At 71.3% G+C, this 22,482-nt stretch carries 22 protein-coding genes; 15 read left to right on the top strand and 7 right to left on the bottom strand.

The window, feature by feature from the left end; translation table 11 throughout:
* Positions 1-12 precede the first annotated feature (12 nt).
* Genes KXC43_RS37960 through KXC43_RS37945 form a run of 4 tightly spaced genes read left to right on the top strand, consistent with a single transcriptional unit; the run spans position 13 to position 3,781 of the window.
* The gene (locus KXC43_RS37960; RefSeq protein WP_221381060.1) at positions 13-1,080 is read left to right on the top strand and encodes an ABC transporter permease; all 1,068 of its coding nucleotides are present in this window, start codon (positions 13-15) and stop codon (positions 1,078-1,080) included.
* A 3-nt stretch (positions 1,081-1,083) separates the two neighbouring features.
* Positions 1,084-1,899, top strand: coding sequence for an ATP-binding cassette domain-containing protein (locus tag KXC43_RS37955; RefSeq protein ID WP_221381059.1), 816 nt, complete (start codon positions 1,084-1,086; stop codon positions 1,897-1,899).
* 5 nt (positions 1,900-1,904) lie between these two features.
* A complete protein-coding gene (locus KXC43_RS37950; RefSeq protein WP_221381058.1) occupies positions 1,905-2,921 on the top strand; it encodes a Gfo/Idh/MocA family protein in 1,017 nt (338 codons plus the stop codon).
* Positions 2,918-3,781, top strand: a complete 864-nt coding sequence (locus tag KXC43_RS37945; RefSeq protein WP_221381057.1) for a sugar phosphate isomerase/epimerase family protein — start codon at positions 2,918-2,920, stop codon at positions 3,779-3,781. The genes KXC43_RS37950 and KXC43_RS37945 overlap by 4 nt, the downstream gene beginning before the upstream one ends.
* 17 nt (positions 3,782-3,798) lie before the next feature.
* On the opposite strand, the gene KXC43_RS37940 is transcribed toward KXC43_RS37945, so the two are convergent.
* The 3 genes from KXC43_RS37940 to KXC43_RS37930 are packed head-to-tail and all read right to left on the bottom strand — an operon-like array spanning position 3,799 to position 5,189.
* Positions 3,799-4,368 carry an AAA family ATPase gene (locus tag KXC43_RS37940; protein WP_221381056.1) on the bottom strand — a complete coding sequence of 190 codons (570 nt, stop codon included), beginning with the start codon at positions 4,366-4,368 and terminating at the stop codon, positions 3,799-3,801.
* A 36-nt stretch (positions 4,369-4,404) separates the two neighbouring features.
* Positions 4,405-4,875, bottom strand: a complete 471-nt coding sequence (locus KXC43_RS37935) for an SRPBCC family protein (RefSeq protein WP_221381055.1) — start codon at positions 4,873-4,875, stop codon at positions 4,405-4,407.
* A complete protein-coding gene (locus tag KXC43_RS37930; protein ID WP_221381054.1) occupies positions 4,872-5,189 on the bottom strand; it encodes an ArsR/SmtB family transcription factor in 318 nt (105 codons plus the stop codon). The genes KXC43_RS37935 and KXC43_RS37930 overlap by 4 nt, the downstream gene beginning before the upstream one ends.
* 115 nt (positions 5,190-5,304) lie before the next feature.
* Here KXC43_RS37930 and KXC43_RS37925 point away from each other — a divergent pair, with 115 nt between their 5' ends.
* Both KXC43_RS37925 and KXC43_RS37920 read left to right on the top strand, forming a co-directional pair.
* A complete protein-coding gene (locus KXC43_RS37925) occupies positions 5,305-5,784 on the top strand; it encodes a hypothetical protein (protein ID WP_221381053.1) in 480 nt (159 codons plus the stop codon).
* A gap of 76 nt (positions 5,785-5,860) precedes the next feature.
* Entirely contained in the window at positions 5,861-7,093 is a 1,233-nt protein-coding gene (locus KXC43_RS37920; RefSeq protein WP_221381052.1) for a hypothetical protein, read from the top strand.
* Positions 7,094-7,111: 18 nt separating this feature from the next.
* Here the strand turns inward: KXC43_RS37920 and KXC43_RS37915 are convergent, their stop codons facing one another.
* Positions 7,112-8,113: a sugar phosphate isomerase/epimerase family protein gene (locus KXC43_RS37915; RefSeq protein WP_221381051.1), complete on the bottom strand. Its 1,002-nt coding sequence runs from the start codon at positions 8,111-8,113 to the stop codon at positions 7,112-7,114.
* Between the two features lie 13 nt (positions 8,114-8,126).
* On the bottom strand, positions 8,127-9,287 hold the full coding sequence (locus KXC43_RS37910) for a Gfo/Idh/MocA family protein (protein ID WP_221381050.1): 1,161 nt from the start codon (positions 9,285-9,287) through the stop codon (positions 8,127-8,129).
* A gap of 99 nt (positions 9,288-9,386) precedes the next feature.
* Between KXC43_RS37910 and KXC43_RS37905 the strand changes: the two genes are divergently transcribed.
* Both KXC43_RS37905 and ileS read left to right on the top strand, forming a co-directional pair.
* Positions 9,387-10,379: a LacI family DNA-binding transcriptional regulator gene (locus KXC43_RS37905; RefSeq protein ID WP_221381049.1), complete on the top strand. Its 993-nt coding sequence runs from the start codon at positions 9,387-9,389 to the stop codon at positions 10,377-10,379.
* Between the two features lie 289 nt (positions 10,380-10,668).
* Positions 10,669-13,782 (top strand): isoleucine--tRNA ligase, encoded by a 3,114-nt coding sequence (ileS, locus tag KXC43_RS37900; protein ID WP_221381048.1) that lies wholly within the window; start codon positions 10,669-10,671, stop codon positions 13,780-13,782.
* Between the two features lie 33 nt (positions 13,783-13,815).
* Here the strand turns inward: ileS and KXC43_RS37895 are convergent, their stop codons facing one another.
* Both KXC43_RS37895 and KXC43_RS37890 read right to left on the bottom strand, forming a co-directional pair.
* Positions 13,816-15,021 (bottom strand): glycoside hydrolase family 3 N-terminal domain-containing protein, encoded by a 1,206-nt coding sequence (locus KXC43_RS37895; protein ID WP_255645523.1) that lies wholly within the window; start codon positions 15,019-15,021, stop codon positions 13,816-13,818.
* Between the two features lie 68 nt (positions 15,022-15,089).
* On the bottom strand, positions 15,090-15,692 hold the full coding sequence (locus tag KXC43_RS37890; RefSeq protein ID WP_221381047.1) for a TetR/AcrR family transcriptional regulator: 603 nt from the start codon (positions 15,690-15,692) through the stop codon (positions 15,090-15,092).
* A 74-nt stretch (positions 15,693-15,766) separates the two neighbouring features.
* Here KXC43_RS37890 and paaN point away from each other — a divergent pair, with 74 nt between their 5' ends.
* The 7 genes from paaN to paaC are packed head-to-tail and all read left to right on the top strand — an operon-like array spanning position 15,767 to position 22,448.
* Positions 15,767-17,437 (top strand): phenylacetic acid degradation protein PaaN, encoded by a 1,671-nt coding sequence (gene paaN / locus KXC43_RS37885; RefSeq protein WP_221381046.1) that lies wholly within the window; start codon positions 15,767-15,769, stop codon positions 17,435-17,437.
* An 18-nt stretch (positions 17,438-17,455) separates the two neighbouring features.
* On the top strand, positions 17,456-18,658 hold the full coding sequence (locus tag KXC43_RS37880) for a thiolase family protein (RefSeq protein ID WP_221381045.1): 1,203 nt from the start codon (positions 17,456-17,458) through the stop codon (positions 18,656-18,658).
* On the top strand, positions 18,655-19,383 hold the full coding sequence (locus KXC43_RS37875) for an enoyl-CoA hydratase/isomerase family protein (protein ID WP_221381044.1): 729 nt from the start codon (positions 18,655-18,657) through the stop codon (positions 19,381-19,383). Before KXC43_RS37880 ends, KXC43_RS37875 begins: the two co-directional genes overlap by 4 nt.
* Positions 19,380-20,252, top strand: a complete 873-nt coding sequence (locus KXC43_RS37870; protein WP_221381043.1) for a 3-hydroxyacyl-CoA dehydrogenase family protein — start codon at positions 19,380-19,382, stop codon at positions 20,250-20,252. The genes KXC43_RS37875 and KXC43_RS37870 overlap by 4 nt, the downstream gene beginning before the upstream one ends.
* 21 nt (positions 20,253-20,273) lie before the next feature.
* Positions 20,274-21,197 (top strand): 1,2-phenylacetyl-CoA epoxidase subunit PaaA, encoded by a 924-nt coding sequence (gene paaA, locus KXC43_RS37865; RefSeq protein WP_221381042.1) that lies wholly within the window; start codon positions 20,274-20,276, stop codon positions 21,195-21,197.
* On the top strand, positions 21,194-21,490 hold the full coding sequence (gene paaB / locus KXC43_RS37860; protein WP_221381041.1) for a 1,2-phenylacetyl-CoA epoxidase subunit PaaB: 297 nt from the start codon (positions 21,194-21,196) through the stop codon (positions 21,488-21,490). The genes paaA and paaB overlap by 4 nt, the downstream gene beginning before the upstream one ends.
* 7 nt (positions 21,491-21,497) lie before the next feature.
* Entirely contained in the window at positions 21,498-22,448 is a 951-nt protein-coding gene (gene paaC, locus KXC43_RS37855; protein WP_221381040.1) for a 1,2-phenylacetyl-CoA epoxidase subunit PaaC, read from the top strand.
* Positions 22,449-22,482: the final 34 nt, after the last annotated feature.

Genomic DNA, 22,482 nt, shown 5'->3' with positions numbered 1-22,482 from the left:
GGGGGTGTCGTCATGAGTCAGACAGTCGAGGCGGCGCCGGCGCCCGCTCCTTCATCCGAACCGCCCGGCCGTGTCCGGGCCGGGCTGGCCAGCCGTCTGATGGCCCGGCCCGAGATCGGCGCCCTGGTCGCGGCGATCATCATCTTCATCTTCTTCCTGGCCCTCGCGCCGTCGTTCCGCTCGGCCGAGTCGTTCTTCACCGTGCTCTACCAGGCCTCGGTGATCGGCATTGTCGCGGTCGGCGTCGGCCTGCTGATGATCGGCGGCGAATTCGACCTGTCGGCCGGCGTCATCGTCTACACGGCCGGCCTGTTCGCCTCGATGTTCTGCTGGTACTACGGGGTGAACCTGTGGCTCGGCGCGGCGCTGTCGCTGGTCTTCTGCCTGCTGATCGGCTTCCTCAACGGCTACCTGGTGATGCGGACCGGCATCCCGAGCTTCCTGATCACGCTGGGCACGTTCTTCGTGTTGCAGGGGGCCAACCTCGGCGTCACGAAGCTGGTCACCGGCACGGTGTCGTCGCCCGACATCAGCAACATCGACGGGTTCGACTCCCTCGGCAAGATCTTCGCGTCGAGCTTCAAGATCGGCCCGGTGACCGTCTGGACATCGGTGCTGTGGTGGATCCTGTTCGTCGCGCTCGCGGCCTGGACCCTGCAACGCACCCGCGTCGGCAACTGGATCTTCGCGGTGGGTGGCAACCCGGACAGCGCCCGGGCCGTCGGGGTGCCTGTCGTGCGTACGAAAATCGGCCTCTTCATGGCGGTGTCGTTCCTGGGCTGGTTCGTCGGCATGCACCAGCTCTTCCGGTTCAACACGCTGCAGGCCGGCGGCGGCGTCGGCAACGAGTTCCTCTACATCATCGCCGCGGTGGTGGGCGGCACGCTGCTCACCGGCGGCTTCGGCAACGCGGTCGGCGTCGCGATCGGCGCGTTCATCTTCGGCATGACCAGCCTGGGCATCATCTACGCGGGCTGGGACCCGAACTGGTTCAAGGCCTTCCTCGGCGTCATGCTGCTGCTCGCGGTGCTGGTCAACCTCTACGTCAAGAAGATGTCCACCACCAGGAAGGTGGGTTAGGCGATGACCGACACCCTGGCCTCGCACGCCGACCGGGACCTCAACCGTGGCGAGCCGCTCATCGAGATGGACGACGTCGGCAAGTCGTACGGCGCGATCCGTGCCCTGCGCGGCATCAACCTGCGCGTCAACGCGGGCGAGGTGACCTGCGTGCTCGGCGACAACGGCGCCGGCAAGTCCACCCTGATCAAGATCATGTCGGGCCTGCACCCGCACAACGACGGCAGCCTGCGGGTCGACGGCAAGGAGGTCTCCTTCTCGTCGCCGCGCGAGGCGCTCTCCCACGGCATCGCCACCGTCTATCAAGACCTGGCCGTGGTGTCGCTGATGGAGGTGTGGCGCAACTTCTTCCTCGGCTCCGAGCTGACCGCGGGCAAGTACCCGCTGGCCGGACTCAAGATCAAGAAGATGAAGGAGATCGCCGACGCCGAGCTGCGCAAGATGGGCATCGTCGTCAAGGACATCAACCAGCCCATCGGTACGCTGTCCGGCGGCCAGCGCCAGTGCGTGGCGATCGCCCGGGCGGTGTATTTCGGCGCGCGGGTGCTGATCCTCGACGAGCCGACCGCGGCTCTCGGCGTCAAGCAGTCGGGCGTGGTGCTCAAGTACGTGGCCGCGGCCCGCGACGCCGGGCTGGGCGTCGTCTTCATCACGCACAACCCGCACCACGCCTACCTGGTCGGCGACCACTTCGTGATCCTCAAGCTGGGCGCGACCACGCTCGACAAGAACCGCAGCCAGGTCAGCCTGGACGAGCTGACCCGGCAGATGGCCGGCGGTGACGAGCTCACGGAGCTGTCCCACGAGCTGAAGCGGTGATGCGAATGCTGCAGGTCGGAGTCATCGGCACCGGCATGATCGGGCAGGACCACATCCGCCGCATGACGTCGGTGCTGGCCGGGGTGCGGGTGACGGCCGTGGCCGATGTGGACACAGCCGTCGCCGCTTCGGTCGGCGCCCGGGTCGGCGCGCCCGCCTTCGAGTCGGGCGAGGCGCTCATCGCCGACCCGTCCGTCGACGCGGTCGTGGTCTGCTCGTGGGGACCGACCCACGAGCAGTACGTGCTGGCCGCGATCGCGGCGGGCAAGCCGGTCTTCTGCGAGAAGCCGCTGGCCACCACGCAGGAGGCGTGCCTGCGCATCCTCGAGGCGGAGGCGGCCCACGGCAGCCGGCTCGTGCAGGTCGGCTACATGCGACGGTACGACGCGTCGTACCGGGCGCTGAAGTCGGTGCTCGCCACGGGTCAGATCGGGGCGCCGCTCATGATGCACTGCGCCCACCGCAACGCCAGCGTGCCCGGCTTCTACGAGAAGGAAATGGCGATCACCGACACCGCGGTGCACGAGATCGACATGGTCCGCTGGATGTTCGACGACGAGATCACGGCGGTCCGGGTGCTGACGCCGCGCCGCAGCAGTCTCGGCGGTGACCTGCAGGACCCGTTGATGCTGCTGTTCGAGCTCTCCTCCGGGGTGCTGGTCGACGTGGAGACGTCGGTCAACATCCGGTACGGCTACGACATCCGCGGCGAGATCGTGGGAGAGGAGGGGACGGCCGCCCTGGGTTCCCTGAGTCCCGTGCACGTGCGGCGGGCCGGTCTGTCCGCCGACCCGGTGCCGGCCGACTGGCGCGAACGGTTCCTGGCGGCGTACGACGTGGAGTTCCAGGAGTGGATCGACGCGCTGCGGTCGGGCGGCCGGCCGGTGGGCCCGAGCGCCTGGGACGGGTACGCCGCCGCCGTGGTTTCCGACGCCGGGGTGCTCGCCCTGCGGAGCGGGGAACGAGTGCCGGTGGTTCTGGCGGAGCGCCCGAAGCTGTACGGGATGGAGGTAGCCGCGTGAAGATCGCTCTCGACCCGTACATGCTGCGCCGGACACCGTTGCTCGAGTTGCCACGTGTGGTCGCCGAGCTGGGCTACCACCACATCGAGCTCTCGCCGCGCGACGACTTCCTGCCGTTCTTCCTGCACCCACGCGTGGACAAGGCCGGCGTGGCAGCCTTCCGCAAGGAGCTCACCGCCGCCGAGGTGTCCGTCGCGTCGGTGCTGCCGCTCTACCGATGGTCCGGCCCGGACGAGGACGAGCGGCAGGCGGCGGTCCGCTACTGGAAGCGGGCCATCGAGATCACCGTCGACCTCGGGGTGAACGTCATGAACTCCGAGTTCAACGGCCGCCCTTCGCTGGCCGCCGAGAGCGAGGCCCAGTTCTGGCGCTCGATGGAAGAGCTGCTGCCGATCTTCGAGCGCGAGGGCGTACGCCTGGTCCTCGAGCCCCATCCCGACGACTTCCTCGAGGACGGCATCGGAGCGGTCAACCTGATCCGCGGCATCAACAGCGAGCTGGTCTCGTTCCTCTACTGCTGCCCGCACACGTTCCACCAGGGCGGCAACCTGGCCGAGATCATCCGCTACGCCGGCCCGCTGCTGACCCAGCTCCACATAGCCGACTCGTTCGACTTCCGTGCGTCGTCGGGCCTGCGCTACATCGTCAACCCGCCCGGCAGCACGGCCCGCGTCCACCAGCACCTCGACATGGGCCAGGGCGAGGTCGACTGGGACCTCTTCTTCGCGACGCTGAACGAGGTCGGCTTCGACGGCATCGCCACGGTGTGCGTCTTCGCGTGGGAGGAGCGAGCCGAGGAGAGCGCCCGCTTCAACCTGACCCAGATCAACCAGTACGTCGAGAAACACGCCGGCCACTGAGGACGAGGCCCCCGGCGCTACCGTGCCGCCGAGGGCCTCTCGTCCGGAGCTTCGTCTGCCGCGCGCACCAGCTCGTGCAACCGGGTCACCGCCCGGGCCAGTCCGGGGATGTCGACGGCGGTGTCGGTGCGGACCCGCACCTCAAGGCTGAGACCGAGCGGCGCGGCCTCGGCGACCCAGCGCCCCCACGACTCGGCCAAGTGCCGCTCGTCCTCGTAGAAGGCGGGCCGCGCGCGCCGGGCATACCGCTCCCGCGCGACCTCGCCCGGGACGTCACACCACACCTCAACGAACTGGCGAGCCCCCGTCCGGCCCCGACCCTCCCGGACGAATGCCAGGTCGCGCGGCCGGAACCACCACGACTCCAGCACGACGCCGCCCGGGACGGCGGCGGCCAGCGTCCACATGAGCTCGGACGCCGTACGCCCGAGGGCGGCGGCCGGAACCTGCGGCACGGCCGCCGCCAGTGCCTCCTTGATCGCGTCCTTCGAGATGAGCGGCACCGCCAGCTCGGCCGCCAGCGCCGTCGCCAGAGTCGTCTTGCCCGACCCGGGCAACCCGTTGACCAGAACGACGCGCTCCGCCATGCCGCTCCCTCCGCCTCAGCCCGTACTCGGTCTCCGTCAGGCTTCGCTCGGGAACAGGGCGGCGAAGCGGCTCAGGTACAGCGGCCATCCCTGGTCGTTGCCCAGCGAGTCGTTCAACGACTCCCAGCCTGGCCCGTGCCGGTCGAGGTGGCGGTGTTCGAGCTCGACCCGGGTGCGGTCAGGCGCCTCGGCGATGAAGCGGACCTCGACCTCGCTGGTGTTCCGCGGGTCCTCCTCCAAGGTCCACTGCACGCCGATGTCCCAGCTGAAGACCACCCGAACCGGCGGGTCGTAGGCCAGCACGCGCGCCCAGGCGCACTCGCTGCCGTCCTCGGCACGGTCGTAGATGCGGCCGCCGACCCGGGGCTCGAGCACCGTCTCGACGATGGGCGAACTCATCAGGTTGTGCTCGCGCGGCTTGATGTCACCGAACCGCCCGGTGAACACCTCGAACGCTTTGGCCTGCGGCGCCTGCACAACCACATTTCGCTGAACTGTCTCGGTCATGACTTCCCCTCGTCCTCGACGATCTCTTGAAAACCCTCCAGGGTCCGCCGCCAGAACATGTCGAGCTGGTCGCGGAGCGCGGAGACTCCCGCCGGATTGAGCCGATAGACCCGCCGGGTGCCGGCCGCTTCGTCCTCGACGAGCCCCGCGTCCTTGAGCACGCGCAGATGCTGCGACACCGCCGGCCGGCTGATCGGCAGCTCGTCCGCGAGCTCACCCACGGCACGCGGCCGCACAGCCAGACATTCGACGATCGCGCGCCGGCTCGGATCCCCCAGAATCTCCCACCCGTCAGGCTCTTGGTAAGTGGCCACGAACGGTAAGCTACGACTTACCGATAGAGCCGTCAACCCCTCCCTGCTCGGCGATTCTCGGACGTGGCGCGAACTTGGGGTCGACGGCACGAAGACGGTCGGCGATCATGCCCGCATGGCGGTGGAGACATGGACGGCTCTCACGTCGCTCGGGGGAGTGGCTCTCGGTGGCGGACTGTCGTATCTGGTGCAACGCGCGACGCAACGCATGACGGCCCGCATCGAGGAGGGCAAGCAGGCGACAGCCCGCACGGAGGCACGCCGGGCCGAACGGCTTGCCTTGCTGGAGCGCTTTGTTGGCGTGGCCGCCGAAGCAGAACGCTGCGCCTTCTCGCGGCCCGGCGACTGGCAGGACGGAGATGAGTGGCCGGCCCTGGCCCAGGACGTGATGAATCGCTTCTGGGTGGCCGAGCGCATGATCCGCCTGCTGTTCCCGCCACCCGTCCACGATGCTGCCCGCACTTACTTCCTGATGCTGAACGGCGCGGTCTGGGAGGGCGCCCCCAGCGGGCTCGAGTTGAGGGACGGCCTGGACCCGCCCCGGCTGGCCTTCCTCGACGCTGCTCGCGCCGCGCTCGACGACTCGGCCGCGTGAGTGCCACACGACCTATTGATGACGGCGTCAAGCCTTTCACCGGCACGGGGTGACTACTTGATGGCACGATCGGCCGGTGCGGGTTCTCTTCGACGGCCTGGTTCCGGTCGCGTACAGCCAGGCCTACGTGACGAGCTTCGAGGCGCCGGACATGACCGCCGCGTTCGCCGGGCAGGTGAACGGGCTCTGCGGGGCCGGCGTGCCGGGCGGACTGTTCCTGATGACCGGAACGCACTCCGGATTTGTCCGGTTCACGGTCGAGCTGCATGAGAGCGAACCGCCCGCCGCTGGCCCGGCATGGGAGGAGGTCGTCGAGGTACCCTTTCGCCCGCGAGCCGCCACCGTCGACCTCGTGCCGTGGGCTGACAGCGCCCTGGCCTCGCTGTCCCTGGCGCCGGACGGCCTGGTGCTGCCGGCCTTCCGCGTGCGCTACTGCGCTCTCGGCATGGACGAGGCGCAATACCCGGGGGGCCCGGACGAGACCGCCGACGGCGACTACACCGAGACGGACCACCGCCCCGACCGCTACCTGCTGGCGTTCTGGCCGGTGGGCGCCGGCGGCAAGCTGACGGACCTGGACCCGCGGCCGCCTGACGTGATCGTGCGGCAGACCAGTGAGGCGGCCGCCTATTGGCACGGGTACGCGGCCTCGACATCGGCCCCGGCATTCCTCTGGGAACAGGTCGAGGCCGAGAGCCGCGTCCAGGAGGAGCGTCTGCGCCGCGTCAAGGAGCGCAGGCACAACGACGATCTGCGGAGCTGGGGCGGCCGCCTGCCCAGCGACCGTCTGCGCGCGCTCGGCAACAGTGTCCGCGGCTTCGCCCTGGAGGACCGGGACCTGGTCGACGCCGTGGTCGAGGCGGGCGATGCTGCCCAGCGGCAGATCGCGATCTGGGCCGCCCGCAGCGCACTCACGGCCGGCGGCATCGCGGACCTCGACTGGCTGGCACCCGCGTGGGCCGCGCTGGACCGCGGCGAGCCCCTACCCGCCGAATTCACCGTCACCAGCGCGATGCTGTCGAGGCTGGCCGACGAGCCTTCCGTCGCCCCCGCCGCGAGGATGGTGCTCACGCAGGGAACCGGCAACCCGGGTGAGTTGCTCGCCGACCGGTCTCTGAATCCCTGGGCTCTGGGTCTGCCGGCCCTGTGGGCCGCCGGTAACCCGGATCCGCTGCGCGCCGCACTCCAGGCGCTGGAGGCGATGCGGGCCGCCACCGGCACCTATGGCAGCCTCTACAAAGCCTTCCGAACGGAGATCCTGCGGGCGTTTCCTGCCCTCACCCGCCCTGAGCCGCCCCGCCCGCGTTGAGGGGTTCGGGTCCCTCGGTCAGATGCCGGCTTTCCGGGCGGCGGCGAGGAGGTTTTCGGCGGCCAGGCGCAGGCCCTCGATCTGGTCGAGTTCGGTGTCCTCGTGTTCGATGTTGACGGCCATGTCGGGGTCGACCTCGTGCAGGGCTTGCAGGAAGGGCACCCAGAAGTCGTCGCCGTGGCCGCGGCCGACGGCCACGAACTGCCAGGACGGCTGGGTGGGCCACTGGTTGAGGGTGTTGTCGCCGCCCAGGCTGAGCGGGTTCCGGTCGGCGGGGGTGCGGGTGAAACGGTCGTCGAGCACGCCGAACAGGCGCACGTTGTCGTCGTTGATGCGGGTGTCTTTGGCGGCGGCGTGGAACACCCGGTCGCCCAGGTGCCTGATGGCGGCCACGGGGTCGATGCCCTGCCAGAACAGGTGGCTCGGGTCCATCTCGGCGCCGACGTGGGTGGCGTTGGTCTGTTCGATCAGGCGCAGCAGGGTGGGCGGGTTGAAGACGAGGTTCTGCGGGTGCATCTCGATGCACACCTTGACGTCGGCGTCGGCCGCGCGGGCCTGGATGTCGCGCCAGAACGGCACGGCCACCTCTTGCCACTGATAGTCGAGGACGTCGAGAAATTGGCTGTCCCACGGGTTCACCACCCAGTTGGCCACGGAGGCGCGCGCGTCGCTGCCGGGCAGGCCCGACATGGTGACCACCCGCCGGACGCCGAGCAGGGCGGCCAGTTCGATGCTGCGCCGCAGGTCATCGGCGTGCTTCGGGCCGACGAGCGGGTCGGGGTTGAGCGGGTTGCCGTTGCAGTTGAGGCCGGTCAGCGTGATGCCGGCCTGGGTGTAGCGGCCCAGGTAGTCCTCGCGGGCGCCGGCGCTGGCCAGCAGGTCGTCGATGGGGATGTGGGGCGCGGCGATGAAGCCGCCGGTGTTGATCTCGGCACTGGTCAGGCCGAGCTCGCCGAGGATCTTCAGCGTTTCGTCGAGGGAGCGGTCGTGCAGGCACGCCGTGTAGGCACCGAGGCGCATGGCAGGGGTCTCCTCAGAGGGTTGTGGGTTTGCCGGTGGCGGACACGACCGCCTCGAGAACGCGCAGGTTGTGCAGGCCGTGGGCCAGGTCGGGGCAGGGCGGCAGGCCCTTGACGCCGGCGATCTGGTCGAGGAAGGCGCGGGCCTGGTAGACGAAGAAGTCGTTCTGGCCGTGGCCGACGGTGGGGAAATCCATGGGGAGGCCGCGCGCCACGTAGGGGTGCCACGGGCCGATGTAGACAGTGCGGGCGCCGTTGACCGACACCTCGGGCGTCGCGTCGATGATGCCGAACTCGGCCGGACGGGTCATGTCGAACGAGGCGGTGCCCCGCTCGCAGAACAGGTCGACCCGGAGCGTGTTGGCGTGGCCGAAGGCGACCCGGGACAGCGAGAACGTGCCCACCGCCCCACTCGCGTAGCTGGTGGTGAACGTGCAGACGTCCTCGTTCTCGACCGGCACGAGCTCGTCGCTCACCTGGACGCCGCCGGCGTGCCCCACGGCGACGCCCAGCGGCCGGGGGCGTGCGGTGACCAGCGTGGCCATCGTCGTGCCCTGGACGCCGCTGGTGGGGCCGCAGAAGAACTCGGCCAGGTCGGTCAGGTGGCTGCCGATGTCGGCCAGCACGCCCGAGCCGGGACCGCCCTGGTAGCGCCAGCTCATCGGGCGCTGCGGGTCGAAGCCGTAGTCGCACCAGTAGTTGCCGACGAAGTGGCGCACCGGGCCGAGCGCGCCCTCGACCTGCTGCTTCAGTGCGTTGAGGGCGGGGGAGCGGCGGAACGTGAAGCCGACCGCGCCGACCAGGCCGGGAGCGGCGGCGGCCGCGGCGGCCATGGCGGCGCCGTCGGCGACGTTCGGGGCCAGGGGCTTCTCGCAGAGCACGTGTTTGCCGGCGGCGAGGGCGGCCTCGGTGACCTCGCGGTGGAGGCTGTTGGCGACGGCGACGCTCACCGCGTCGACGTCGGGCGCCTCGACGACCGCTCGCCAGTCGGTCTCGGCGCGGGCGTAGCCGTAGCGCGCGGCGGCGTCGGCGGCGAACGGCTCGTGCACATCCGCGATGGCGACGAGGCGGGGGGCGGGCTGGTCGAGGCCGAAGACGGTGGCGGCCTGGCGGTAGGCGTTGGCGTGTGCCCGGCCGACCATGCCGGCGCCGATCACGGCGACTCCAAGTGTCATGCGGACCTGCCTCGATCGAGGATTTAAAGCGCTTTAAGAACTCCTGTACTATCAATGTTGATCTCGGTGAGTGTCAAGGTGTGCACGAGGAGTGAAAGAGTGGATCAGCGACCGCGACTGTCCGACGTGGCCGCCCGCGTCGGCGTCTCGCCGGCCTCGGTCTCCCTCGTGCTGCGCGGCGCGCCCGGTCCCAGCTCCGAGACCCGCGAGCGCGTGCTGGCGGCCGCGGCCGAGCTGGGCTACCGGGCCGACCGCACGGCCAGCCTGCTCGCCCGCCGCCGGCGCCACCTGCTGGGCGTCCTGCTCGACTTGCGCAACCCGTTCCACGCCGAGCTGGCCGAAGAGATCCATGTCGAGGCCGACCGGGCCGGCTACGAGGTCGTGCTGTCCACCCTCACCCGCAGTCACGACGAGCCCCGCGCCATCGAGACCCTGCTCGACTTCCGGTGCGAGGCGCTGATCCTGCTCGGCCCCGACGCGCCCGACGACGAGCTCGGCCGGCTGGCGGCCCAGGTGCCCTGCGTGGTGGTCGGCCGCACGGCCCCCGGCGTGGCGGTCGACGTGGTGCGCCCGGCCGACGACGTCGGGGTCGACGCCGCCCTCGATCATCTGATCTGTCTCGGTCACACCCGCATCGCCTTCCTCGACGGCGGGCGGGGTGCGGTGGCCGCTGCCCGCCGCCGGGGCTACCGCCGGGCGATGCGCCGGGCCGGGCTGGCCGCCGTGGTGCTGCCGGGCGACCACACCGAAGAGGGCGGCGTGCGCGCCGGCCGCCGGCTGGCCGACGGGGGCGACCTGCCCACCGCCGTCGTGGCTTCCAACGATCGCCTGGCGGTGGGCCTGATGGACGCGTTCGTCCGCGCCGGCGTCGACGTGCCCGGCCGGGTCTCCGTGGTCGGCTACGACGACAGCACGCTGGCTCACCTGGCCCACATCGATCTGACGTCGGTCAACCAGGACGCGCCGGCCCAGGCGCGCGAGGCGGTGCTCGCCGCCGTGTCCCGCCTCGACGACGGCCGTACGCTCCCGAGCGAGATCGTCCTGGTGCCGCACCTGGTCGTGAGGGGCAGCACCGCCGCGCCGCAAACCTGATGGCTGCCGCCGCACCCAGGCCGGTACCATCGTCGGAGCGAGGCGCTGATGGGGACGAGTACGGTCGCACGCAGTCACGAGAGACCCGGGGACGGTGGAAGCCCGGGGGCGTGCGCGGCCGGAAGATCACCCCGGAGCCGTCGGAGGAAAGGCCCCCGGGCCGATTAGAACCGACTGCACCCACTTCGAGTGGGCCGTGGCTTCACGGCCAAAGAGGGTGGTACCGCGGGGCCGATGAGGTCTCGTCCCTCTGTTGATGACGGAACAACGTCCGACGGAGGAACACAAGGTGTATCGCCCGGTGCCCGCGCAGGTCGACCTGCCCGCGCTCGACCACGACGTCCTGCGGTTCTGGCAGGAACAGAAGATCTTCGCGCGCAGCCTCGAGCAGTCCGCGGGCCGCCCCGAATGGGTCTTCTACGAGGGCCCGCCCACGGCCAACGGCATGCCCGGCGCCCACCACATCGAGGCCCGCGTCTTCAAGGACGTCTTCCCGCGCTACCGCACGATGAAGGGCTTCCACGTCGCCCGCAAGGCCGGCTGGGACTGCCACGGCCTGCCGGTCGAGCTCGCCGTCGAGAAGGAGCTCGGCTTCAGCGGCAAGCAGGACATCGAGGCGTACGGCATCGCCGCCTTCAACGACCGCTGCCGGGCCTCCGTCACCCGGCACACCGACGCGTTCGCCGAGCTCACCGAGCGCATGGGCTACTGGGTCGACACGGCCGACGCCTACCGCACGATGGACCCGGACTACATCGAGTCCGTCTGGTGGTCGCTGCAGCAGATCTTCGACAAGGGCCTGCTGGTCGAGGACTTCCGGGTCGCCCCGTGGTGCCCGCGCGACCAGACGACGCTCTCCGACCACGAGCTCGCGCAGGGCTACGAGACCGACGTCGACCCGGCCGTCTACGTGCGCTTCCCGCTCACCTCGGGCCCGCTGGCCGGCCAGGCGTCGCTGCTGGTCTGGACGACCACGCCGTGGACGCTGGTGTCCAACACGGCCGTCGCGGTCAACCCCGACGTGACGTACGTGGTGGCGACCGACGGCAACGAGCAGCTGGTGGTGGCCGAGCCGCTCATGGCCCAGGTGCTGGGCGAACAATGGCGCGCGACCGGGGAGTCGTTCACCGGCAAGCAGATGGAGCGCTGGACCTACCGCCCGCCGTTCGAGCTGGTGGAGGTGCCCGACGCGCACATCGTGATCCTGGCCGGCTACGTCACCACCGACAGCGGCACCGGCCTCGTGCACCAGTCGCCGGCGTTCGGCGCCGACGACCTGGCGAGCTGCCGCGCGTACGGGCTGCCCATGGTCAACCCCATCCTGCGCGACGGCACCTTCGAGCCCGAGGTTCCGCTGGTGGGCGGCCTTTTCTTCCGTACGGCCAACGAGCCGCTCGTCGAGGAGCTGCGGCGCACCGGCCTGCTGTTCCGCTTGGACCCGTACGAGCACCAGTACCCGCACTGCTGGCGCTGTCACACCGCGCTGATCTACTACGCCCAGCCCTCCTGGTACGTGCGCACCACCGCCGTACGGGAAAAAATGCTGCGCGAGAACGAGCAGACCACCTGGCAGCCCGAGACGGTCAAGCACGGCCGCTACGGCGACTGGCTCACCAACAACGTCGACTGGGCGCTGTCCCGCAACCGCTACTGGGGCACGCCGCTGCCCATCTGGCGGTGCCCCGAGGGCCACCTGACCTGCATCGGCTCGCTGGCCGAGCTGGGCGACAAGGCCGGGCGCGACCTGTCCGGGCTCGACCCGCACCGCCCCTACATCGACGAGGTCACCTTCGCCTGCCCGCAGTGCGAGCGGACGGCCACCCGCGTACCCGAGGTCATCGACGCCTGGTACGACTCGGGTTCCATGCCGTTCGCCCAGTTCGGCTACCCGTACAAGAACAAGGAGCTCTTCGAGCGGCGGTTCCCCGCGCAGTTCATCTCCGAGGCGATCGACCAGACGCGCGGCTGGTTCTACACGCTGATGGCGATCAGCACGCTGGTCTTCGACCGTTCCTCGTACGAGGCTGTCGTCTGCCTGGGCCACATCCTCGCCGAGGACGGCCGCAAGATGTCCAAGCACCTCGGCAACATCCTCGAGCCGATCCCGCTGATGGACACGCACGGCGCCGACGCCGTCCGCTGGTTCATGGCCTGCGTGGGCTCGCCCTGGTCGGCGCGCCGGGTCGGCCACACCACGCTGCAGGAGGTCGTGCGCAAGACCCTGCTGACGTACTGGAACACGGTGGCGTTCCAGGCCCTCTACGGCCGGGCTGCGGGCTGGCAGCCGTCCGCTTCGGATCCGGCGCCGGCCGACCGCCCGCTGCTCGACCGCTGGGTGCTGTCCGAGCTGAACGCCCTGGTCGGCAAGGTTGACACGGCGTACGCGGCGTTCGACACCCAGGAGGCGGGCCGGCTGCTCGCCGCGTTCGTCGACGACCTTTCCAACTGGTACGTGCGCCGCAGCCGCCGCCGCTTCTGGCGCGGGGAGCCGGCCGCGCTGGCGACCCTGCACGAGGCACTGCGCACGGTCACGTTGCTGATGGCTCCGCTGACCCCGTTCGTCACCGAGCGGGTGTGGGGCGATCTGGTCACTCCGGTCGATCCCGGTGCGGCCGAATCGGTGCACCTCGCGGCCTTCCCCGAGCCCGATGAGTCGCTGATCGATCCCACCCTGTCGACGCAGATGTCGCTGGTCCGGCGGCTGGTGGAGTTGGGCCGGGCGGCTCGGGCCGAGTCCGGCATGAAGGTGCGCCAGCCGCTGTCGCGCGCGCTGGCCTCGGCCAACGGCTTCGGCGACCTGCCGCCCGGCCTGCTGGCCGAGATCGCCGCGGAGCTCAACGTGGGCGAGGTCGGCCCGGTCGCCGGCTCCTTCGTCGACACGACGGCCAAGGCCAATTTCCGTACGCTGGGCAGGCGCTTCGGCAAGAAGGTGCAACTCGTGGCCCAGGCGATCGCCGCGGCCGACGCCGCCGAGCTCAAGGACGCCCTCCGTACGGCGGGAACGGCGTCGCTCGACCTCGACGGCGAGCCGATCACCCTGACCCCCGACGAGGTCGTGATCACCGAGACGCCGCGCGCGGGCTGGGCCGTGGCCTCCGACTCGGGCGGCACGGTGGCGCTCGACCTCTCGCTCACGCCGGAGCTGCGACGGGCCGGCATCGCACGCGACGCCGTGCGGCAGATCCAGGAGGCCCGCAAGGCGAGCGGCCTCGAGGTCTCCGACCGCATCGACCTGTGCTGGTCCGCCGAGGGCGAGACGGCGCAGGCCCTGGCCGAGCACGCCACCCTGGTCGCCGACGAGGTGCTGGCCACGGGCTACGAGAGCGGGACGGCGACCTGGCCCGACGCCCGCGAGTTCACCGACGAGTCGATCGGCCTGACGTTCTGGCTGCGGAAGGCCTGATCGGACGGCACCCCGGCGCGGGCCGCGCCGGGGTCAGCGGCAGGGGAGGATGCCGGCTCGCTTCTTGGCCTCCAGGACGTGGCGGGCGGCCTCGTCGACCCGGGCGCGGAAGGAACGATCACTTTCGGCCTTGTTGATGAGGGCGCCGGCCATGGGGGCGGCGTCGGCGGCCACGATGGTGAGCACCATGTCGCCGCCGGCGGCCACGAACCGAACGGCTCGCTGGGCGGGGGAGACGGACGTGACCGCGCGGGCCGCGCCCAGGTCGTCGGAGATCACCAGGCCCGCGAAGCCGATCTTGTCGCGCAGCAGACCGGTGATGATCGGCTTCGAGAAGGCGGCGATCGCGTCCGGGTCGATCTTGGGATACCGGGCCGAGGAGATCATCACGGCCGCCGTGCCGGATTCGATGCCGGCTTCGAACGGGCCCAGGTAGGGGTCGTTGACCGTGGCCACGGTGTCGGTCGCACCCCGGGAGACGTCGGTGTTGACGCGCACGCGGCCCAGGCCGGGGAAGTGCTTCAGCGTGGTCAGAACGCCGGCGTCCTGGGAGGCGGGGACGACCGTACGGATCGCCGCCGCGACCTTCGCCGGGTCGGAGCCGAACTCGCGGCGGAAGGCGCCGATCGGCGGGTTGCCGGTGCCGATGCTGGTGGGCACGGTGTCGGCCACCGGGGCCAGGTTGAGGTTCACGCCGATCGCCTTCAAGCGGCGGGCGCTGGTACGGGTGGTGTCGCGCAGGTTCGCGGCCGGCCCGGCGCCGAGCCGTTGAGCCGACGGCAACCGCGGGAAGTCGGAGCCTTTGAGGGTCTGCACGCTGCCGCCCTCCTGGTCGACGGCCAGCAGCATCGGCATGGGGGCCTGTTTCTGCAGGGCGGCGATGTCCGACTTCAGCTCGGCGGCCGAATGGGTGCTTCGGCCGCGCAAGAAGACGCCGCCCAGGTGGTAGCGGCGGACCGTGTCGCCCAGGCCGCTGGGCGCGTTCACCGCGGCGCCGATCATCAGCAACTGGCCGACCCGCTCCGGAAGGTCGAGGCCGTCGAGTGTCGCCGTCACGCAGTCGGGCGGCGGCGACGAGGACGGGGCCGTCGACGAAGGGGCAGCCGACGAGGGTGCAGCCGACGAGGGAGCGGCGGCGCTGGAAGCCGGCGCCGCCACCGGTGAGTCTTCGGTGGTGCATGCGCTCACCGAGCCGGCCAGGAGGGTGGCGACCGTCGCGGCGGCCAGGCTTCGCTTCATCGACGGCAACGCTAGCCAATCAAAGCGGGTCAGGTGGTGTGCGGTCGGGGGAGATCTTGTGAAGGGGGTCAGGTGCGCAGGCCGTCGAAGGCCAGGGCGGTCACCGCGTCGGCGATCACCTCGGCGCTGCCGGGGCGGGGGCGGTACCACTCGGTGAGCGAGTTGACCATGCCGAGGAGCAGGCGGGCGGCGGTGGCCGGGTCGACGTCGGGGCGTACGCCGCCCTCGGCCTGAGCCTGCTTGACCAGCTCGGTGACCACGGCGTCGAACTCGCGCCGCCGCGCCAGCGCGTGCTGCTCGACCTCGGTGTTGCCGCGCACCCGCAGCAGTACGGTCACGTATTCGAACCGCTCGGACAGCACCAGCACGCTGCGCCGGATCAGCTGCTCGAGTCTTTCCAGGGCCGGCGTGTCCAACGCCCGCACCTGGTCGGCCGCCTCGAAGAGGCCGTCGAGCGCCCGGTCCATCGCCATCTGCAGAAGTTGTTCCTTGCCGGCGATGTGGTGGTAGACGCTGGATTTGGTGATGCCCAGCGCCACGGCGATGTCGAACATGCTGGTGTAGTCGTAGCCGCGCTCGTTGAACAGCCGCACGGCCGCGGCGAGCACGGCATCCTGGTCATGACCGGGACGCCCACGCCGACGAGGTTCCTTCGCGGGTGTCGGTGCCATTCTCTCTCCCGGGCTTGATTACCGACCGACCGGACGGTAGATAATGATGGCACGCGAGCGCAAGGGAGCGCAGGATGACGACCCCCGCCGGGTTCTACGAGAGGCATGCCGAGCTGCTCGATCAGGCTGTCCGGGCGACGACCGTCCGCGACTACTGGTCGGCCTTCCCCGAGTCGCCGAGCAAATCGGTTTACGGCGAGCAGGCCGCGCCCGAGGGTGAGCGTGCGTTCCGGGCCCTGCTCGGCGGCCCGTTCCCGATCGAGGTGCCCGGCGCCGCCGGCACGGTCAGCACCGAGCGCTCGCCCTGGGGCCTCGAGCTCGGCGTCAGCTACCCCAAGGCCGACCCGCTGGCCCTGGTCGCTGCCGCCCGCGCCGCCACCCCGGCCTGGCGCGCCGTCGGCCCGCAGGGTCGCGCCGGCGTCGCCGCCGAGATCATCAAGCGGATCAACGCCCGCTCGTTCGAGCTGGCCCACGCCGTCCAGCACACCACCGGCCAGGCCTTCGTCATGGCGTTCCAGGCCGGCGGCCCGCACGCGCAAGACCGGGCCCTCGAGGCCGTGGCGTACGCGCTGGCCGCCACCACCCGCATCCCGGCCACCACCGAGTGGGCCAAGCCGCAGCGCGGCGGCGACCCCCTGCGCCTCACCAAGACGAGCACGGTCGTCGGCCGCGGCGTGGGCCTGGTCATCGGCTGCAACACCTTCCCGACCTGGAACAGCTATCCGGGCCTGTTCGCCGGCCTGGTCACCGGCAACCCGGTGATCGTCAAGCCGCACCCGGGCGCCGTGCTGCCGCTGGCCATCACCGTGCAGATCTGCCGCGAGGTGCTGGCCGAGGCCGGCCAGAGCCCCGACCTGGTCACCCTGGCCGTCGAGGAGCCCGGCGACGGCATCGCGGCCACCCTGGCCACCCACCCCGACGTCCGCATCGTCGACTTCACCGGCTCCAGCGAGTTCGGCAACTGGCTCGAGGCCAACGCCCGCCAGGCCGTCGTCTACACCGAGAAGGCCGGCCTCAACACGGTCGTGGTCGACTCCACCGACGACTACAAGGGCCTGCTGCGCAACCTGTCCTTCTCGCTGTCGCTCTACAGCGGGCAGATGTGCACCACCCCGCAGAACATCCTGGTTCCGCAGGGCGGCATCGAGACCGACGCCGGCCACCGCAGCGTCGACGAGTTCGGCGCCGACCTGGCCGCCGCGCTCGACAAGCTGCTGGGCGACCCGGCCCGGGCCGCGGGCACGCTGGGCGCGATCGTCAACGACGGCGTCCTGGCCCGGCTCACCGAGGCCAACAGCGCGGCGAGCGTCATCCACCCCACGGCCGAGGTCGCCGATGAGAACAACCCGGGCGCCACGATCCGCACGCCCGTGGTGATCCGGCTCGACGCGGCCGACGAGAAGGCGTACACCCGGGAATGGTTCGGCCCGGTCTCGTTCGTCATCGCCACCGAGTCGACCGCGCACAGCCTGCGCGTCCTGGTCGAGACGGTCCGGGCCCACGGTGCGCTCACCGCGCTCGTCCACTCCACGAATCCCGAGGTCCTTTCCGCTGCGCGGGAGGCGGCGCTCGACGCCGGGGTGCACCTCGCCGAAAATCTGACGGGAGGGGTGTTCGTGAACCAGACCGCCGCGTTCAGCGACCTGCACGGCTCCGGCGCCAATCCGGCCGCCACGGCCTCGCTGAGCGACGACCACTTCGTCACCGGCCGGTTCTTCACCCTCCAGTCCCGTCACCACGTCTGAGCACCGGAGGAACACACAATGGCTGAGGCCTACCTCGTCGGCGGCGTCCGCACTCCCCAGGGCAAGTACGGCGGAGCGCTCGCCGGCATCCGCCCCGACGACCTCGCCGGGCTGGTCGTCCGTGAGGCGGTCGACCGGGCCGGCGTGCCGGTCGGCGCGATCGACGAGGTGGTGCTCGGCGCGGCCAACCAGGCCGGTGAGGACAACCGCAACGTGGCCCGCATGGCCGTGCTGCTCTCCGGCCTGCCCGACACGGTGCCGGGTTACACGGTCAACCGGCTCTGCGCCAGCGGCCTGACCGCGATCGTCTCGGCCGCCAACCAGATCCGGGCCGGCGAGGCCGACCTGATCGTGGCCGGCGGCGTCGAGTCGATGACCCGCGCGCCGTGGGTGATGCAGAAGCCCGGCACCCCATGGGCGCGCCCCGGCGAGGTCGTCGACACGTCGCTGGGCTGGCGCTTCACCAACCCGCTGTTCAAGGCGCACGACAAAGAGGCCGGCACCGGCCCCGAGGATCGCCGGATCACGCTCAGCATGGGCGAGACGGCCGAAGAGGTCGCCGCGCTCGACGGCATCACCCGCGCCGAGAGCGACGCGTTCGCGCTGCGCAGCCACCAGCGGGCGATCGCGGCCATCGACGCCGGCCGTTTCGAGGGCGAGATCGTGCCGGTCGGCGAGGTGACCACCGACGAGATCCCCCGCCGCGGGTCCACTCTCGAGAAGCTGGGCGCCCTGCGGCCGGTCTTCCGGGCCGGCGGGGTCGTCACGGCCGCTTCGTCGTCCCCGCTCAGCGACGGCGCCGCCGCGCTCGTCGTGGCGAGCGGCGAGGCGGTCGAGCGGTACGGGCTGACCCCGCGCGCCCGGATCGTCACGGCGGCCAGCGCGGGCGTCCCGCCCCAGATCATGGGCCTGGGTCCCGTGCCCGCCACCGAGAAGGCCCTGGCCCGGGCCGGCTGGGGCGCGAGCGACCTCGAGGCCGTCGAGCTCAACGAGGCCTTCGCCGTGCAGTCGCTGGCCGTGATCCGGCGGCTCAAGCTCGACGAGGAAAGGGTCAACGCCGACGGCGGCGCGATCGCCCTGGGCCACCCGCTGGGCTGCTCGGGCGCCCGGCTCACCGTGACGCTCCTGGGCCGCATGGAACGCGAGAACGCCCGCCGGGCCCTGGCCACCCTCTGCGTCGGCGTCGGCCAGGGCGTCGCCCTGCTGGTGGAGCGGCCGTGAGCACGCTGCACGTCGAGGAGCTCGACGACCGCGTGGTGGTCACGCTGCGGCGCCCCGAGGCCCGCAACGCGATCAACGCGGCGATGATCGGCGAGCTCCACGACGTGTGCGCGGCCCTGGAAGAACGGCCGCGGCTGCTGCTGATCACCGGCGACGGCGGCACGTTCGCCGCCGGGGCCGACATCGGCGAGCTGCGCGAGCGTGGCCGGGAGCAGGCGCTGCAAGGCATCAACAGCCGGTTGTTCGACCGCGTGGCCCGGCTGCCGCTGCCCACGGTGGCCGCTGTGGACGGTTACGCGCTGGGTGGGGGCGCCGAGCTGGCGTACGCGTGCGACGTCCGGCTGGCCTCACCGGCCGCGATCTTCGGCAACCCCGAGCCGGGTCTCGGCATCCTCGCGGCGGCCGGCGCCTGCTGGCGGCTGCGGGAGCTGGCCGGCGCCTCGGTCGCCAAGCAGGTGCTGCTGGCCGGTCGTCGGCTCGACGCCGACGACGCGCTGCGTTTCGGCCTGGTGGCCGAGGTCGTGCCGGCCGGCGAGCTGCTGAAGCGGGCCCACGCGGTGCTCGATCGGATGGCCCGCTCGGGTGCGCTCGCGCTGCGCCTCACCAAGCTGGTCGCCGACGGCGCCGGTCACCCGCTGACCGACGACCTGGCCCAGGCGATCCTCTTCGAGTCGGAGGAGAAACGCGTGCGGATGGACGCCTTCCTGGCCGGCGGTCGGTCATGAGCGCGCCGGCTGCGGCTGTGCCCAAGGTCGTCGCTGTCATCGGTGGCGGGCGGATGGGGGCCGGTGTCGCGCAGGTCTTCGCGGTGGCCGGTTCGGTCGTCTGCCTCGTCGAACGTGACCCGGCGGCTGCGGCGGCCGCCCGCGACAGGGTGGCGATGGGGTTGCTGCGCGCTTCCGAGAAGGGCGCGCTGAGCGAGTCCGCCGATTCGGTGCTCGAACGACTGATGCTCCTCGACGACGTGGCCGGGCTGAACGTCGACACCGACCTGGTGGTCGAGGCCGTACCGGAGGACGCGGCCCTCAAGGTGCGCGTGCTGGCCGCGGCCGAGCAGGCCGTCGGCGACTCCGCGGTGCTGGCCAGCAACACCAGCTCGTTGTCGATCACCGGGCTGGCCGAGGGCCTGCGGCGGCCCGAGCGGTTCCTCGGCATGCACTTCTTCAACCCGGTTCCGGCCAGCAAGCTGGTCGAGATCGTGACCGGCCCGCAGACCGGTGACGTCGCGTGCGAGGCGACCCGGGGGTGGGTGGCCGGGCTGGGCAAGAGCGACATCGTCGTACGGGATTCGCCCGGGTTCGCCACCAGCCGGCTCGGCGTGCTGCTGGGGCTCGAGGCGATCCGCATGCTCGACGAGGGCGTCGCCGACGCGGCCGACATCGACCGGGCCATGGAACTGGGCTACCGGCACCCGATGGGCCCCCTGCGCTCCACCGACCTGATCGGCCTCGACGTGCGCCTGGCGATCGCCGAACACCTGCACCGCGAGCTGGGGGAGCGTTTTGCCCCGCCGCAACTGCTGCGCGACAAGGTGGCGCGCGGAGAGCTCGGCCGCAAGACCGGGCAAGGGTTCTTCAGCTGGGGCGCGTCATGACCGAGCGAGCTGGGAGGCGTCATGAGTGAGCAGGTCTTCGAGGCGACCATCGCCAAGGATCAGCGGATCGAGCCGCGCGACTGGATGCCCGAGGGCTACCGCAAGACCATGATCCGGCAGATCGCCCAGCACGCCCACTCCGAGATCATCGGCATGCAGCCCGAGGGCGCCTGGATCACCCGGGCGCCGTCGCTCCGCCGCAAGGCGATCCTGCTGGCCAAGGTGCAGGACGAGGCCGGACACGGGCTCTACCTCTATTCGGCGGCCGAGACGCTCGGCGCCGACCGGGGCGACCTGACCCGCCGGCTCATCGAGGGCCGCCAGAAGTACTCCTCGATCTTCAACTACCCCACCCTGACGTTCGCCGACGTCGGCGTGATCGGGTGGCTCGTCGACGGCGCCGCCATCTGTAACCAGGTGCCGCTGTGCCGCAGCTCCTTCGGGCCGTACGCGCGGGCGATGATCCGCATCTGCAAGGAGGAGTCGTTCCATCAGCGGCAGGGCTACGAGCTGCTGATGACGATGATGCGCGGCACGCCGGCCCAGCGCGAGATGGTGCAGGACGCGGTGAACCGCTGGTGGTGGCCGTCACTGATGATGTTCGGCCCGCCCGACGCGGAATCGCCCAACACGGCCCAGTCGATGGCCTGGAAGATCAAGCGGCACACCAACGACGAGCTGCGGCAGCGCTTCGTCGACATGAGCGTGCCCCAGGCCGGGGCGCTGGGCGTCACCCTGCCCGACGGCGACCTGCGCTGGAACGCCGAGCGCGAGCACTACGACTTCGGCGAGATCGACTGGTCGGAGCTCAAGCGCGTGATCTCGGGCGACGGGCCGATGAACCGGGAACGCATCGCCCACCGGCGCCGGGCCGACGAACAGGGCGCCTGGGTCCGCGAGGCGGCAGCAGCCCACGCGGCGAAACGACAGGGGGTGCCGGCATGAGCGGCGAGATCAAGCACGAGTGGCCGCTGTTCGAGGTGTTCGTGCGGGCCAAGCGCGGTCTCAACCACGTCCACGTCGGATCGCTGCGGGCCGCCGACCACGAGATGGCGCTGCACCACGCGCGCGACCTGTACACGCGCCGGAACGAGGGCGTCAGCATCTGGGTCGTGAAGTCCGACGACGTCGTGGCCTCGGGGCCGGACGACAAGGACGCGTTCTTCGGGCCCAGCGGCGACAAGGCCTACCGGCACCCGACGTACTACGCCATCCCCGACTCCGTGCCGCACATCTGAGGCCGCGATGAGCTTCGACGACGCCTACCAGGCCCTCACCGACCACGACGACGACGCCCGCTGGGCGTACGGCACCGGGTTCGCCGACCCGCTGGCCGGGGTGCCCACCACCCTGCCCGAGGGCGTGGACGGCGCCGACCTGGCCGCCTACTGCCTGATGATCGCTGACGACGCGCTGATCCTGTCGCACCGGTTGCAGCAGTGGGTGACCCGCGCCCCCGAGCTCGAGGACGAGATGGCGATCGCCAACATCGCGCTCGACCTGCTCGGCCAGGCGCGGCTGCTGCTGACCCGGGCCGGGGAGGCCGAGGGCGCCGGCCGCGACGAGGACGACCTGGCCTACCTGCGGGAGGCCGCGGACTTCCGGCACGTCCGCCTGGCCGAGGTGCGCGACGACGACTTCGGCCACCTGATCGCACGGCTGCTCGTCTTCGCGACGTGGCGGCTGGCGCTGCTCGACCGGCTGTCGGCGAGCCGCGACCCGGTGCTCTCGGCGATCGCCGCCAAGGGCGTCAAGGAGGTCACCTACCACCGCGAGTACGCGGCGGGCTGGACGGTTCGCCTCGGCGACGGCACGCCGCTCTCCCGCCAGCGCATGCAGGCCGGCCTGGACGCGGTGTGGCCCCTGATCGACGAGCTCTTCGAGCCGCACCCGATCGAGCAGCGCCTGACCGGCGTGGCCGTCGACCCGGCCTCGTTGCGCCCCGAGTTCGACGCCGTCCTGGCCCAGGTGCTCGCCGCGGCCACGCTCGACGCGCCGGCACCGGGGAGCGCGACGCGCGATGCGCCGGCGTCCGGGAGCGCGACGCGCGATGCGCCGGTGTCTGGAACGGCGACGCATGAGGAAGCGGCGCTCGGCAAGACGCCCGGGCGCGACGGCCGGCATGGTGGCGAGCTGGCGGAGATCCTGTCCGAAATGCAGGGGCTGGCCCGTGCGACGCCCGGCGGTGTCTGGTGAGCGCGCCCGGCGGTGAGCTGCGGTCTGCCAGCCT

It is taken from the genome of Paractinoplanes polyasparticus (assembly GCF_019710575.1).
GTDB lineage: Bacteria > Actinomycetota > Actinomycetes > Mycobacteriales > Micromonosporaceae > Actinoplanes > Actinoplanes polyasparticus.
This window is presented reverse-complemented; position numbering and strand designations above follow the sequence as displayed.

Coding starts and splice junctions, on each gene's coding strand:
- KXC43_RS37960 (WP_221381060.1), top strand. CDS start 13: ATGAGTCAGACAGTCGAGGCGGCGCCGGCGCCCGCTCCTTCATCCGAA.
- KXC43_RS37955 (WP_221381059.1), top strand. CDS start 1,084: ATGACCGACACCCTGGCCTCGCACGCCGACCGGGACCTCAACCGTGGC.
- KXC43_RS37950 (WP_221381058.1), top strand. CDS start 1,905: ATGCTGCAGGTCGGAGTCATCGGCACCGGCATGATCGGGCAGGACCAC.
- KXC43_RS37940 (WP_221381056.1), bottom strand. CDS start 4,368: ATGGCGGAGCGCGTCGTTCTGGTCAACGGGTTGCCCGGGTCGGGCAAG.
- KXC43_RS37935 (WP_221381055.1), bottom strand. CDS start 4,875: ATGACCGAGACAGTTCAGCGAAATGTGGTTGTGCAGGCGCCGCAGGCC.
- KXC43_RS37925 (WP_221381053.1), top strand. CDS start 5,305: ATGGCGGTGGAGACATGGACGGCTCTCACGTCGCTCGGGGGAGTGGCT.
- KXC43_RS37915 (WP_221381051.1), bottom strand. CDS start 8,113: ATGCGCCTCGGTGCCTACACGGCGTGCCTGCACGACCGCTCCCTCGAC.
- KXC43_RS37910 (WP_221381050.1), bottom strand. CDS start 9,287: ATGACACTTGGAGTCGCCGTGATCGGCGCCGGCATGGTCGGCCGGGCA.
- KXC43_RS37895 (WP_255645523.1), bottom strand. CDS start 15,021: ATGAAGCGAAGCCTGGCCGCCGCGACGGTCGCCACCCTCCTGGCCGGC.
- KXC43_RS37890 (WP_221381047.1), bottom strand. CDS start 15,692: ATGGCACCGACACCCGCGAAGGAACCTCGTCGGCGTGGGCGTCCCGGT.
- paaN (WP_221381046.1), top strand. CDS start 15,767: ATGACGACCCCCGCCGGGTTCTACGAGAGGCATGCCGAGCTGCTCGAT.
- KXC43_RS37880 (WP_221381045.1), top strand. CDS start 17,456: ATGGCTGAGGCCTACCTCGTCGGCGGCGTCCGCACTCCCCAGGGCAAG.
- KXC43_RS37870 (WP_221381043.1), top strand. CDS start 19,380: ATGAGCGCGCCGGCTGCGGCTGTGCCCAAGGTCGTCGCTGTCATCGGT.
- paaA (WP_221381042.1), top strand. CDS start 20,274: ATGAGTGAGCAGGTCTTCGAGGCGACCATCGCCAAGGATCAGCGGATC.
- paaB (WP_221381041.1), top strand. CDS start 21,194: ATGAGCGGCGAGATCAAGCACGAGTGGCCGCTGTTCGAGGTGTTCGTG.
- paaC (WP_221381040.1), top strand. CDS start 21,498: ATGAGCTTCGACGACGCCTACCAGGCCCTCACCGACCACGACGACGAC.